Origin of the sequence: Photobacterium arenosum (genome assembly GCF_014841115.1) — a bacterium.
In the GTDB taxonomy this organism is placed as follows: Bacteria; Pseudomonadota; Gammaproteobacteria; order Enterobacterales; family Vibrionaceae; genus Photobacterium; species Photobacterium arenosum.
In genome coordinates this window covers 39,198-53,425 of the sequence record NZ_JACYTP010000008.1, presented here as the reverse complement: position 1 = coordinate 53,425, position 14,228 = coordinate 39,198, and the positions used below count along the sequence as shown (strand labels likewise).

General features: G+C 48.1%; 4 protein-coding genes. 2 read left to right on the top strand and 2 right to left on the bottom strand.

All coding sequences use genetic code 11. From position 1 onward, the window contains the following. Nucleotides 1-55 precede the first annotated feature (55 nt). A complete protein-coding gene (locus tag IFO68_RS13305) occupies nucleotides 56-574 on the bottom strand; it encodes an Hcp family type VI secretion system effector (protein ID WP_192016345.1) in 519 nt (172 codons plus the stop codon). Between the two features lie 534 nt (nucleotides 575-1,108). On the opposite strand from IFO68_RS13305, the gene tssH reads away from it, so the two are divergent. Both tssH and IFO68_RS13295 read left to right on the top strand, forming a co-directional pair. Then, nucleotides 1,109-3,769 carry a type VI secretion system ATPase TssH gene (tssH, locus tag IFO68_RS13300; RefSeq protein ID WP_192016344.1) on the top strand — a complete coding sequence of 887 codons (2,661 nt, stop codon included), beginning with the start codon at nucleotides 1,109-1,111 and terminating at the stop codon, nucleotides 3,767-3,769. Further along, complete coding sequence (locus IFO68_RS13295; protein ID WP_192016343.1) at nucleotides 3,756-5,348, top strand: sigma 54-interacting transcriptional regulator; 1,593 nt, start codon at nucleotides 3,756-3,758, stop codon at nucleotides 5,346-5,348. Before tssH ends, IFO68_RS13295 begins: the two co-directional genes overlap by 14 nt. A 757-nt stretch (nucleotides 5,349-6,105) precedes the next feature. Here IFO68_RS13295 and IFO68_RS13290 read toward each other — a convergent pair. Then, nucleotides 6,106-13,869 carry a carboxypeptidase regulatory-like domain-containing protein gene (locus tag IFO68_RS13290; RefSeq protein ID WP_192016342.1) on the bottom strand — a complete coding sequence of 2,588 codons (7,764 nt, stop codon included), beginning with the start codon at nucleotides 13,867-13,869 and terminating at the stop codon, nucleotides 6,106-6,108. Nucleotides 13,870-14,228: the final 359 nt, after the last annotated feature.

The following is a 14,228-nucleotide window of genomic DNA, read 5'->3' as shown; positions in this document are numbered from 1 at the left end:
ACCTGATACAACTATGACAAAAGGGGCCGGAGCCGGCCCCCATGAATCGGCGTTATTACGCTTCGCGCGGCGTACGCCAGTCGTCGTTACCTGCAGTACCACAGACTTCGTGGGTCACTTCAATGGCGCGGTAAGTCAGTTTCAGTACTTCTTCAACCACACGGTCAGAGGTAGCTGCATCCTGGCAGTGCGCCATACGGGTTTGCATATCAACCAGCAGTGCATCAATCAGTTTGATGGTGTAGTAATGCTCTTGCTTGCCTTGAGTCGAAGTGCGGTAGAAGTTGATGTAAGCTTCTGGCAGCTTCTCACCGCTGACCAATGCGTTGAACAGCAATGGCGAAGTACGGTCTTGCTGCTTAGTCACAATAATTGGACGATGAACACGCTGACCTGTTGGCTGACCGCTTTGTGGGTCACGAGGAACAGTCAGAACATGGTCCAGTTCCTGAACCAGGAATTCGTCAACGTGTGCTTCCTGCCAAGTGTTACCAACAGAATCTGCCGTGTAAGCATCTTTAGTAATGTGACCCTGAGTTTCACCATGAATAGACATATAAGCTGGAGTTGGCATAATCACTTTCCCTTAAATTTTAATCATTTAGATAAGTAGAGCATAACGCTGCTCTTTGCGATGATTAATAAAATGCAATCACCGTGCCAGCTTTTAATTTCATTTAAAAACAGCGTCTTACAACTTTTCGTTAATTTTTAACTCATTTTTATTGCCAACTTTTTGGGAAATTTTCTAATTTTTTGTTTTTTTAACCCGAAATTTGCAGCAACCATTTTCACATCCATATTTTCCTTTTAACTGTCTTTCTTCTTTTTATATAAACGCCAATTTATCTGGCCAGCTCTCGCTTATTTAGTGAAATCTTAAACCTCTGCCACATTTTTCGACATCCGTTAAATTGCCTGCCTTTGCAGTGCTTTTTCCTATTAAAAAGCTCATAGTGAAACCCCTTACCACCATGCATCCATGCTAATTGCCACCAAGTATTAAAATAGTTACTAATACAGCGACTTATCGCACTGGATTCGGCCATCGGCCTTTTTAAAATCTGATTATAATCCGGGCTTTACCTGATTCGAATTTGATGGGCCTATGATTAACGTAAATTTAGCTTCTCTGATTCAACGCCTGCATCCTATTGCGAAAGTCGCACTGGAAGATGCAGCCGCACTCGCTGTTTCTGAACGTTCAACGGAAGTATCGATTGAGCATTATTTGCTTAGTCTGCTTGAACGCCCAAATAGTGATTTCGACTTAATTCTGGCAAGTTTTGACTGCTCCGAAAATTTAATTCGCCAGTCACTGAATGCTTCGCTGCAGCGCAGTGATAAATCGGCCGGTGGTAAACCTGTCTTTTCTGCCCTGTTGATTGAATGGCTGCAGGAAACCTGGCTGATGTCATCCATCGACTTAGGGCAGCAACAAATCCGAACCGGGGCATTACTGCTGACACTGGTTAAAAACCCGGTACGTTACGGCCAGCATGACATTCAGAGCTTGTTCGAACCAATCAACAGCGAAACCCTGAAACGAAACTTTGATCAGTTCACCGCAGATTCCATTGAAGCGCAGGTTGCCAATACCGAGAGCAGCGATCCGCGCCAGGAAGGCACTGCTTTGAGTAAATTCACCATAGATTTCACCGGTAAAGCACGTGAAGGTAAGATCGACCCTGTGTTCTGCCGCGACCGGGAAATTCGCCAGATCATCGATATTCTCGCCCGTCGCCGTAAGAATAATCCCATTGCAGTCGGTGAACCGGGTGTCGGCAAAACCGCCGTGGTAGAAGGCCTGGCGCTGAAAATTGTTGAAGGCGATGTGCCGGATATCCTCAAAGGCGTCGAACTGTTCGGCCTGGATATGGGTTTGTTGCAAGCCGGTGCCAGTGTAAAAGGCGAGTTCGAAAAACGCCTGAATGGCGTCCTTGATGAAGTCAAAAACTCACCGACGCCTATTATTCTTTTCATTGATGAAGCCCATACGCTGGTTGGCGGCGGTAATCAGGCCGGTGGCAGTGACGCCGCTAACCTGCTCAAACCCGCGCTGGCACGGGGTGAAGTGAAAACCATCGCGGCGACCACCTGGTCGGAATACAAAAAATACTTCGAAAAAGATCCGGCGCTGGCCCGCCGCTTCCAATTGGTGAAGTTAGACGAGCCTTCACCGAAAGAGGCTGCCCTGATTATTCGCGGCCTGCGTCCGGCTTATGAAAAAGCCCACAATATCTATGTGCGGGATGATGCTATCGCCTATGCGGCAGAGCTGTCTTCTCGCTATATCTCCGGTCGTCAGCTGCCGGATAAAGCCATTGATGTGCTGGATACCGCGTGTGCCCGCGTCAATATCAGCCTGAGAGCGACACCCGCTCCGGTTGAAAGCCTGCAACAACAGATTGCCTCGCTTAATCGGGAACTGGAAGGCCTGAAGCGCGACGAGCTGCAGCAAACCGGCGATAAGAAAAATGCGTCCCTTATCCCGCAGATTGAAAACCAGATCACTGACTTGAACCATGAACTGACAGCACTGACAGCCCAATGGCATCAAGAAAAGTCTCTGATTGATGAAATGATCAGCCTGCGCCAGAAGCTGCATATTGCCACTGGCGAAGCCACAGAGACAGCCTCTGCTGAAGACGAAGCGGATGACAACGCAACAGATATGGATGAAGCCTCAATTCGTGCTGCCATTCTGCGCTGTCAGGAAGCACTGGATGCCTGCCGTACAAACGAAGTGCTGGTTCACTTTGAAGTTGGCCCCGAAGAAATCAGCCAGGTCATCGCAGACTGGACCGGCGTACCAGTCGGTAAAGTATTAAAAGACGAGTCTTCCTCGGTGCTGCAATTAGATGAGTCACTGGGAAGCGTGATCAAGGGCCAGCCGTTTGCGATCAGCTCGCTCAGTGAAGGCATCCGCGCCGCCAAAGCCGGATTGATGAATCCGGATGCCCCTATGGGTGTCTTCCTGCTGGTTGGCCCGAGTGGTGTAGGTAAAACGGAAACGGCCCGCGTCATTGCTGATCAGCTGTTCGGTGGCGACCGCTTTATGACGACCATCAACATGTCTGAGTTCCAGGAGAAGCACACCGTTTCGCGCCTGATCGGTTCACCGCCGGGTTACGTGGGTTACGGTGAAGGTGGCATGCTGACTGAAGCCGTGCGTCAGCGCCCGTATTCTGTGGTGCTGCTGGATGAAGTGGAAAAAGCCGATCCGGAAGTGATGAACCTGTTTTATCAGGTCTTCGACAAGGGCACACTGAACGACGGCGAAGGCCGGGCAATTGACTTCAAAAACACCCTGATCCTGATGACCAGTAACCTGGCGACGCAAGAAATCGAAGCGCTGACTCAGCAAAGCGGCGACATCACCGCGCCGCAGATTGCTGATGCCATTCGTCCGACACTGAACCGCTATTTCAAACCGGCACTGCTGGCCCGAATGAACGTGATTCCTTATCTGCCCCTGGCCGATGACGCGATGACCGACATTATTCAGCACAAGCTGGGCAAACTCGGCGCCCGCCTGAAAGCCAATCACGACCTGACGCTGGCCTTTGAACAGGATCTGGTCGACTTTGTGCTGGGCCACTGCCGACTGAGCGAAACCGGTGCACGTAATATCGATGCCGTGATCAACCGTCAGCTTCTGCCTCAGCTCTCCAATGAACTGTTGGGGCATCAGGGTGAAGAAAGTGTTCACACCACACTGACAGTTTCTGTTGATGAACAAGGATCGATCGAGTATGCCTTCAGTTAATTCTGGAGAACTCAATAACCTGCTACTGGCAATCAGTCAGACATTGTCAGACCGTACACAGCTGGCGTCCACTATGGACGCCATTCTGGCTGCGGCACGACAACTGACTCAGGCGAAGCACGGCATCATGTACGTGCTGGATCAAACCGGACAGGCATTAGTTCCCCTCAGCGTACACAAGCATGAGCAAGCCATTATTGACCATACCTGGCTGCCAATGCAGCTTGATATGCTAAAAGATAATGACCCTTTGGGTTATGCCATCACTTCTGGCGAGATCGTCCTGATCAACGATCTGTACACCTACTCCGGCTATAACTGTGACCTGATTTATCAGAACGAAGCAGCTATGGGTCTGCACAGTGCCAACCTGCTGGCCTGGCCGCTGAAAGATCACCAGAACCTCACCGTTGGATTACTGGTGTTGTTCGACTTATGCCTGATCGATGATGAACAGTCACTGTCTGTCTTTACCAAACTGGCTGGCACCAGTATTCGTCAAGCCACCCTGCTGGACACTTACCACACCAGCCTGCGCAATTTAGAAGCCGACAATGCCGCGCTTAACCGCGAAAATCAGCAGCTGAAAGCCCGCAAAAAGCCCAACTATGATGGGCCGATTGCGGAAAGCGAACCAATGCGTCAGGTACTGGAACGGCTGCAACGCATTCTTACCTTACCGGTTGATGTGTTGCTGCGAGGCGAAACCGGCGCTGGCAAGGAAGTGATTGCCCGCTATATTCACGACAATTCCAATCGCTCAGATAAACCCTTTATCGCGCAGAACTGCGCGGCTATCCCGGAGCAATTGCTCGAGTCGGAGCTGTTTGGTCATAAAAAAGGCGCTTTTACCGGCGCTGATAAAGACAAAATTGGTCTGTTTGAAGCTGCCGATGGCGGCACGCTTTTTCTTGATGAAATCGGTGATATGCCACTGCTGCTCCAGGCCAAGTTACTGCGTGTATTACAAGAACGTAAATTCCGTGCCATTGGCAGCAGTGAAGAGCGCAGTATTGATGTTCGTGTGGTTGCGGCAACGCACTGTAATCTGATGGATAAAATCCAGAAAGCCGAGTTTCGCGCCGACCTGTTTTACCGTCTGAATGTCTTTCCGATTAATCTGCCGCCACTGCGTGAACGTCAGGATGACATTCTGCCACTGGCAGAGCACTTTATTACGCATACCAGCCAGAAAATGCAGCTGGACAGCGAGCCGGTGTTGAGCAAAAAAGCCCGCAAGCAACTGCTGGAGTACGGCTTTCCGGGTAATGTCAGGGAGCTGAGAAATGTCATAGAGCGAGCGGTGCTGCTGTCGGATTTTGAAACGGTAGACGCACTGGAACTGGGTGAAATGGATACCTTTATTCCTGCTGATATCCCCGAAGAAACGATTTTTGAGGTTGAATTACCCGAGATTGACGCCGGATCATTAAAAGATTCGGTCAATCAGTACGAGCGGGATGTCATTATCAAAACTCTGGAGCGTTTTAATTGGCAGACTCGAAAAGCCGCTGAATCGCTGGCTGTCCCTGTGAGTACGCTCAATCATAAAATCAAGAAGTATGAGATCTTGCCTTAGCCTGCACGTTTCTCCCTCTGGATTGAGGGAGAATCCTTACATAGCCAACCTAAGCATTACCCCGCCAACATAATCTCCATTAATTATTCGTTCAATTCATTTGATTTATTTCACTTTCTATCACCCACGTCAGATGCTTCAGTAAAGCCCAGTCTATTGCAGGGTGAGAGCATGAGTTAACAAGTTGTAAAATCACCATATAAAAAGCATGTTGGGATCTACAAAAAGAGTGATTTTTAACCGCCTGCCACTGGTGTGAAATGCATGAGGTGTCTAATTATTACTCAACCAGCCCGAGAGAACTTACGTGCGTTCAAAAAGTAAACATACGTGCTCTCACCCTGCAGTCTATTGTGGTCACAGATAGCTTTGGTAATATTTCCAAAGCCGTACTGGCTTCCCCTGATGCAACGTTCGAATAGCCTGACGCAGCACTCAACTCACCGGATAAAACCAGCTAAAAATAATTACCATTGCCAAAAAATGTCATAAAAAGTGAGAAGAACAGCGTTTTTTATTAATTTATCATCTCTTCAAATAGGTAAAACTAATATAAGCATTAGTGTATACATTTACTTGAATGCAATACATCACGATATGTATTTATGTATGTAGTTATCATTGACTGAAGAGTACTATTGAGTGCTCGGGACCGCCGAAAAACATCCTACGAGAATGATGGATTAATTGAAGAGAGATTCGAGGTGTCGTTGGGGGAGATAAAAAATCACCGCCGAACGGCGGTGATTTTTAGTGCTTACTGAACGTATATATTGGCTGTTTTTCCTTGGCCGTAATTCCCATATTTATCTTCATAACCAGCCTGAACACCAATGCTCTGAGTGCCTTTATTTAACTGATCAGAATACAAGCCATAAGTAAACTCCGTACGTTCTGAGTTTATTTGGGCTGCACTCCAATAAGTGGTCCAACCATTTTTGGGGGTCAATTCAATATCATCAGGTATAGGTCGATTAAATGTAAATTTCACTCTCAACGTCTGCCCTTGTTTAACCGTTGAGCTACCATCCGGGAATGTAATCTGGGTGACTAATGGCGTGCCAAAGACTTTAATTCCAAGGCTATCAGGTTTACCAACCATACCGTCATCCGCTGCAATGTAGCTCCCTTCGGGTAAACTAAAATTGATATCTGCATCAACACCTGTTGGCGAAATATATTTCACTTCCCAATGCGTGCCATTCTTTCGATTAAATTGCTCAATATATCCTACATCTCCTCCAGCCGAGGAGGTAATCATCAAATCTTCCTTAGACAATTCTTCGACAGCTTCAGTGAAATTAAGGTCAAGCCAAACAACCTTACTCCCGCCAACTTCAGTTTGTTTATCGTCATAAAGTGAAATATTAACTTCTGGTACTGTCCACGGCTCCACAACAACATTGGCAACCGGATACGTGACTTCATTTCCTGCATAGTCAGTGGCTTTAATCGTCAGGTTATGTGTTCCCACGGCTGCTTTAAAGTCGAAGGTGTATACACCACTCGCTTCCGCCGGCTTAGTGTAATCGGACGGGTTCGTGCCACCGTTCAATGTTGCCACTACCTTGGTACTGTTCAGGTTCGCATCCTGAATGTTGGCCGTTAAGCGAATGGTGTATTTGCCATCCACAGTCGGCATGACAGGCGCTTGCACTGCCTGAACATCCAGAATATTCGGGCTTGCCATATCAATAATCAGTGGCGAGATGGTCACCGGAGAGCCTTCCCCTTTCAGGGTATAGCTCGGCAGTGAACGGCCCAGATTATCCAGAATCGACAGTTTCAGGTGATACGGACCCTGCATACTTTCAGTCAGAGTTGCAATCTCAGTCGCTGTTGTCAGACCGTTGAAATCTCCAGTCAGCGTAATTGGGCTCAGACCCGCAGCCTGTGGTTCCAGTGTCACCACATAGCCTTTCACTTCTGCACGTGAATTCGGATCCGTCACTGTACTGATATTGAACGTCTGTGTATTGTTCGCCAGCACAATATTCGAATCTTTCTTCTGCGCACCCAGCAGTTCCAGAGTTGCCTGTGGCTTGAGGATATTGACAGTGAATTCTGTCTTATCATTCATACCAACATTATCTTCTGCTTCAATATACACCCTGAAACTATTCTTACTCCCAAGTTTTGCAGACTCAAATGTCAGTTGATGGATAGCATCATCTGCAGAAGATTTGTCAATAGTAAAACTGTCACCTAAATCTTTCACGATATATTTAACGCGACTCAGGCCACTGGCTTCATCTGAAATATCGAAGTTCATCAGCACATTGCCATTCTCATCAGAGCCAATGCTATAAACATCTGCAATCACTGGTGGTGCCTGATCAATACCTAAATTGATTGTTTTATGTGCCGTCGAATTACCCCATTTATCGTAAACTTTCACAAGCACATCGACATTATCCCCCGTATGATCAGGTGCAACCTCTCCTCGAAAACTCACACACATCAATTCAGGTTCATCCAAACAAGGCTTCGCACCACCATCAAAATTTTCTTGAGCGTGAGAAGTTAAATTGAATCGGTTCAAACCTAGGTCAACTTCAACGTTATCAAGCGTTGCTTCTTGGCCAACACCAATCTTCAAAGCAAAATCGACCGTTTTAGAATTAATATAGTCCCCTTCTTTAATTCCAATCACTTCAACACTTGGTTTGACATTAGGTACCTGAAGCTGAATCGTTGAATCAGAATCCAGTACAATGTTTCCAGCTTTATCTTTCAGGCCAGAAACTTTCACAAAGTGCTCCACATCATTACTACGAATGAAATCGTTATAATTTCCTGTAAAGGCATAGGTAATCGTTTTATTACCATTGCTTGGCTGAATATTAGTAGGTTCGTATTCCGTCAGACCTTTATGCAACTTCACTTCAGCGTTGCTGTCCATACCGGAGAGCACGTCATCTACAGTCACTCGTACTGTTAGTTTCTTCACGTCTCCAACCGTATCAACATCACCTTGCTTCAGTTTGAAGTTGTCTTTATTCGTGATCACTGGCGCATCGATATCGACCATGTTGAACGAGAAGATCTGGTCAACTTTGGCGTCATTGCTTGCAGTTGTTCGGGTGATCAGCACCGGATTATTCGCCATATTGCGGTCAATGTTGTCGAACTGGCACACAGGCGAGGCAGTGTTGGTGTAGACCTTGTAGTAGCCCGACGTATCGTTATCCGGCGCGCCGTCACCGGTGTAATCTTCGCGCAGCCAACATTCGAGTTTATTCAGGACGGCACCTTCCGCGTTCTGAATGCCGAATTCAGCACGCAGGCTCTGGCCAAAAGTGAATGTCCCGAAGTTTGCCGGGTTCAGAACGGTCAGGCTGTAGCCTTCACGCTGAACGGTCAGCGGACGTACTACGGTTGTTTTCTGACGCGGGCTCCCTTGGTTAACCTTGGTTTTGTTATAGACATCAACCACCAGGTTGTATTTACCGTCGTTGGCAATCTGGGTATTCAATGTTGCTTTACGTTGCGTTTCGTTGCCCGGTACCGGACTAAAGACAATGGTCTCGCCCTGCTCGGTACCGACACGGAACAGGGTTGCTTCCACCTTATCAATGCCACTTTCAGGATCGACCGCATTCAGATAGAGGTCGACGGTTCCCACTTCAGTGATCGTCTGGGCCGGACTAATTTCAAGGTTATTACTCTGATAACGCGCTGTTAGTGAGGCATCAGGCGGTGTGGTATCCACCTGAATGGCAAAGGTCGTTTTATCCTGCAGATTGCCACGAATATCCTCAGCATTGATTTTCAGGGTGAACTTCTGCTGCATATTGGTTTCAATCTCGTTCGGATTGGTTGGCTGTGTCCCAGCTACGCCCGGCGGTGGGGTTGTGCCGGTGTAAGTCCAGTAAACCACTGAACCCGGTTTGATCGGATCTGTGCCCTCGTCCTGAACCGAGATACTGAACACATAACCCGGCTCAACGAAGTCATTCACTTCATCAAAGTTATTTAACGTGATTGTCGGGCCTTCATTATCGAAGTAAGTTGAGACCGCATTTGAGCGGCTCTCGAAGCCATATTTATCTGTCGCTTTGACAAACACTTTGATCTGATGGCCTTCGCTGGTATTGATCAGCGACGTATTCGCCTTTTGCAGATCAATATTAATGTTGGTCAGCCCCTCCGGCTTGAACGGCTCCACCAGCTTGACTTCACTGGCGCTCAGTTCCTGCCAGAAGCTGATATTTTCAACACTGGAGTCATCCGTAATGCTGGCAATATTGGCAATGAATTTGGTCCCCATAATATTGCCGGATAACTCAGGTGCTGTACCGTCTTTCAGCGTCGGTGTCGCGATCGCTGGCCCTATTTTATCAATCTTGAATGCAAAGGTGCCTTCCCCTTCATTCGGCGGATAAGCTGTATCCCGCGCGGTGATATAGAGCGTGTAGGTTTTACCATGATCCAGATTCGCCGCGACCAGCTGCATTTTGGTGTTGGCTTTATCGCCCAGCAGATACGCTGGTACTGTTGAGCAATCCGGGCCGCACGGCGCCAGATCAATCAGTCCTGCGCCGGTATGCAGTTTGAGTTCAATATCGCCCAGCGCACTGACATTTCCGATCCCATTATTCAGCACCGCGAGTGGCGACCATTGGCTGTTACCGCCCAGCAGTTCCACGTCAGAATCCAGCACTTCCGGTGCCTGAAAATCGACATTCACCCGGAAACGACCGACATTCGGATCGGTGGCAGGAATGAAGTTCCCCAGTTTATCCGCACCTTCGGTGATCAGCGTCCATGAACCGGCATCCAGATGAACCGGTTTCGGAATTTCCAGATCAGCGGCACACTGGGTATCCAGACACAGATACAGGGTCACGATGTTGCTCTCTGATTTGGATTCTTCCTGCGTCACCACACGTTCTTTGGTGCCGTTGCGGAAAATGAATCGACGCTTGGCCGGATCCTCACCGACTCGCTCATCCACTTCAAATTTCAGTGTTTGTTTGAAGTTGGTGTTGATATACGTGGTATCCGGCAGACTGTCGGCTTTAAACGGCGGAACGAAGGTATATTTCGGCGGATCGTTATCAACAATAAAGATGGTCGCTTTTTTGGCCTGGCCGTTATAACCATGGCTGTTGCCTTCACGGTCAGTTGCACTCAACAGCAGATCCAAACGGGCGATACCCGGATAGTCGTTGGCCGTATCCAATCCAAACTGATGCTTCTCTGCATAGGCATCGTTATCGATTTTATTGGCCAAGATCCCCGTTGCCGTGGTCGCATTGCTCTCGGTGTCCACACCCCAGAACAATTCCAGCTTGGTCGGCTGCGCGCTTTTATCCAGACCCGACGGGTCAGTCACATTTACAATTGCGCTCAGATCCCCGCTCACATACCACTTGTTGAATAACTGAATGGCATTACTGGCCAGCGGATCCAGACTGACTGCTGGCGGCTCCTGATCGACTGCTTCCGCAGGCGTGTTAAAGACCTTCTGGCTTTGCAGCGTCGGATCCGATTTCGCAAAGCGGTTGGCGTAATACATCGCCACTTTGTCATCGACTTTGCCGGTAAATTTTGTTTTCACAAAGTCGTAGAAATGTTCGCCCAGTTTCTCGCGGTAATAATTTTCACCCAGCGGATCATTGGCAAAATACAGTTGCTGACCGGCGGCATTCTTTCCATCCGGTTTTCCGTCTCCAACGATATCCGTGTAATACAGTTTTGCCAGATCCGTACTGTTTTGTACCGCACTCGCATTGGCAATATCACCCATGGCTTCCAGCAGGAAGCGGTACAGATATTTACTGGACGGCGGATTTGGAATCGTCAGCAACTCATCATTATTCGCGTAATAAGTTGTGGTCGGGTTGAAGCCGAAGAACTGGCTGGTCTGCTCCCCGAACATGGCATTCACATCCGAGAGAATGCCCTGAGCCGTGCCTTGTGTTTTATTCGATTTATCAAACAGGTAATCAAAGAACCCGGACTGGAAAACCGACAGTTCCGTGATGATAAACTCACGATCCCCGGATTCACCGCCTACCATGCCGTAGCTGCGCAGGCCGTGTTCTTCGGTCAGGTCAAATTCAGTCAGTGCATTCTGACTCCATTTGTAGAACTGGGTAGACCCCGTCACCGTTACCCGGTGGATCTCACCGGCAAACTGAGAATGCGTCTGACAGCTAGCCGTGTCTTTTAGCGTGCCACCGCCTGTTTTCGACGGCTCAGCAAGCATCTTACACGACGCAATCGACGCCCACTGGCCGGAGGCGTTTAAACGTTCAATGGTTGCACTCGCGCCAATATAGGGCGACGTCACCTTGATTGAAGGTAGGTTAAAAGTAGATTTGAACTGAAACTTATAAGGCACAGATAAGTTGCCTGAACCATCCTCAGTCACAATGGTGATGGTTTGCGCGTAGCTTTCATCTACACGAGTAAAGTCTGCCCCGAAGATTTCCCGGACAAAGGGAATGAAATAACGTGCTTCGCTGATATAACCTTCGCTGTCGGGTGCCGGGAACACTTCATGGGGAAGCTGGCCCAGATTACTTTTCACTGTCCGGGTGATCGCGACCGGCTCACCGATTTTCCCCGCTTCATAAGTGACAATGACATTGAGTTCCTCTGCCGAGGAACTGGTCACTTCAGAGCTGCCCGTGGCGTCTGAAACACTCAGAGTCAGATACGGCACCTGATTCTGATCAAGCACCAGGGTGGTAAAGTCTGCAAAATCGACTTCCGGATGAACGCCTTTCAGCCCTTGCAGGGCATAAGCATAATTCAGGTTAAGATACTGTTTTCCGTACAGATCCTGGAAATATTCTTGCGTCAGGTTGTCCTGATATTCGCCGGTATCTGCGTCGAAGAACTTCATCGCGACTTCAGGAAACGCGACGCTTTGCGTCGGCGCTGTGGTATCCGACAGGATCAGATACTGTGTCTGACTTTTGTTGCCGTTACCATCCGTTGCAGTGAGAAAGAAGGTGGTCTGTCCGCCAATAAACAGACCACGGTCGAAATTCTGGGTAAACGCACACACATCTTCCTGAGTGTCAGGATCTTTTTGCATGGTACAGTTCAGTACGTCCGGCGCACCGGCGTTCACTGCAATGGTTGCGCTGGCAATCTCTGACCCGGCATCTTTGATGGTTCCGGTCAGGGTATAGAATGCCTTATTGACCGGGTTAAAGGTCTTCGGCGACGTGATATTGATCACTGGCGCGAGGTTATCCCACCGGAAAGAAACAGATTGCGCATCATCGGCATTTCCGAGCACATCAGCCACTTTCAGAACCAGACGTCCCTCAACGGGTTCAGCCGATAACTTATCAATTTCCAGCGTATTGACCTTGGTGACCACCAGCGTTTCACGCACACCACTGTCGAAAGCCTCAGACTGCACACTACAGAGTGAAGAAATACCGTTTTTACAGTTTTCCAGTTCGCCCCAGCCGCTTTCTGCGGTTTTGGTCTGCAAGAAAACTTCTGCGTACTCAATCCCGATAAAGTCGGTGACTTTGACTGAAACCAATCCAGAGCCGGACAAGGTTTCATTCCCGAAACGCACCACTTCCGGCGCATCTTCATCAATGGAAACTGGTGCTCGCGGGGCATAAATCCCGCCAGAAGCATTGTTCAGACGATTCACCAGCGGAGTGTAATCACTGGCTGGAGTCGAAGAAATATTGATGTCCGGGTTATTTACCACCCGGAGCAAATGCTGGGCTAATGTGTTGGTGTAATACTCAACATTCAGTTTTTGCAGACCAAACGACAGCGCCACCGGCAAAGCCGAGACTTCATCCAGTGACCAGCCATCCAATTGTCCGGTTGCCTGAATATCACGATATTGCAAATCAACCAGATTGTAAGAGGTATAAATGAGCTTTTCTTTGTCACTGCCGCCTGATTTTTCCAGCAGCTCATAAGCTGCTGAAGAGTATGCCAGCAAGAATGCGCCATACTGATGACCTTGTGTGGCAACAGCGCTGTAGTTACCGACAGAAATATCCAGTGGCTGAACCGAAAAGACATCAAATCCATACTGGCTGTTCACGGCTGCGTTTGCGGATTCAATGGCTGCCGCAGTCTGTTGACCTAAACGCTGAAAATTATATTCAGCCAGACCCGCGGCAATATTGGTCAGCGGAGTCAACATGACATTCCGGTTTTGACCTTCCACAAAATTGACATAAGCCCGGAACTTCAGCGGGCCTCTGTCATTCACTGTCACGACATTTTTTGAATGCGGATCCAAATATCCGCCACCGTTAGCTTCAATATACAACGGCGTGGTCCCGGCCGTGAGCGCGATAGAAAAACGCCCATCCGGGTTGGTGTTGGTGGCAGCTAATAAACGACCTGCTTTACCATTGCTGAATTCGTAAACACTGACTCTTGCATTAGAAACCGCAGCATCAAATACGACGCCGCTGAGAATACCTTGCTGGCGATCTTTCGGATACTCAGGATAAGTTTCTTCACTGCCACAAGCCGACAGGAGTACAAAAAGCAACAATAAAACAATTTGTCTGAACACGTTAGCCACACTGAATAATTGATCAATAGCGCATTATTATATGCAGTACAAGACTCAAAACAATCCAGTAAAAACAACAAATTATAAAATCACAATGACAGCCTAAACCGTCAGAATGACAGGAAAATAAGTAATTTAATCAGGCGGATTTCATGTGATTCAGCCAAAAACGACGCTTCCAAGCGAACATAAGGCCAATAAAATGTCTTATTAATGGCTATATTTGTGAGCTGTTCACCAAGCTTGTACAGCGAGCACTAATTTAGTGCAATCTAGCGCTGATTATTTCACCACATTGTTCGTATATCTGCCATTACTAAAAATTACCTTTCGTACGAAATGCTAATTACGGGGAAGTT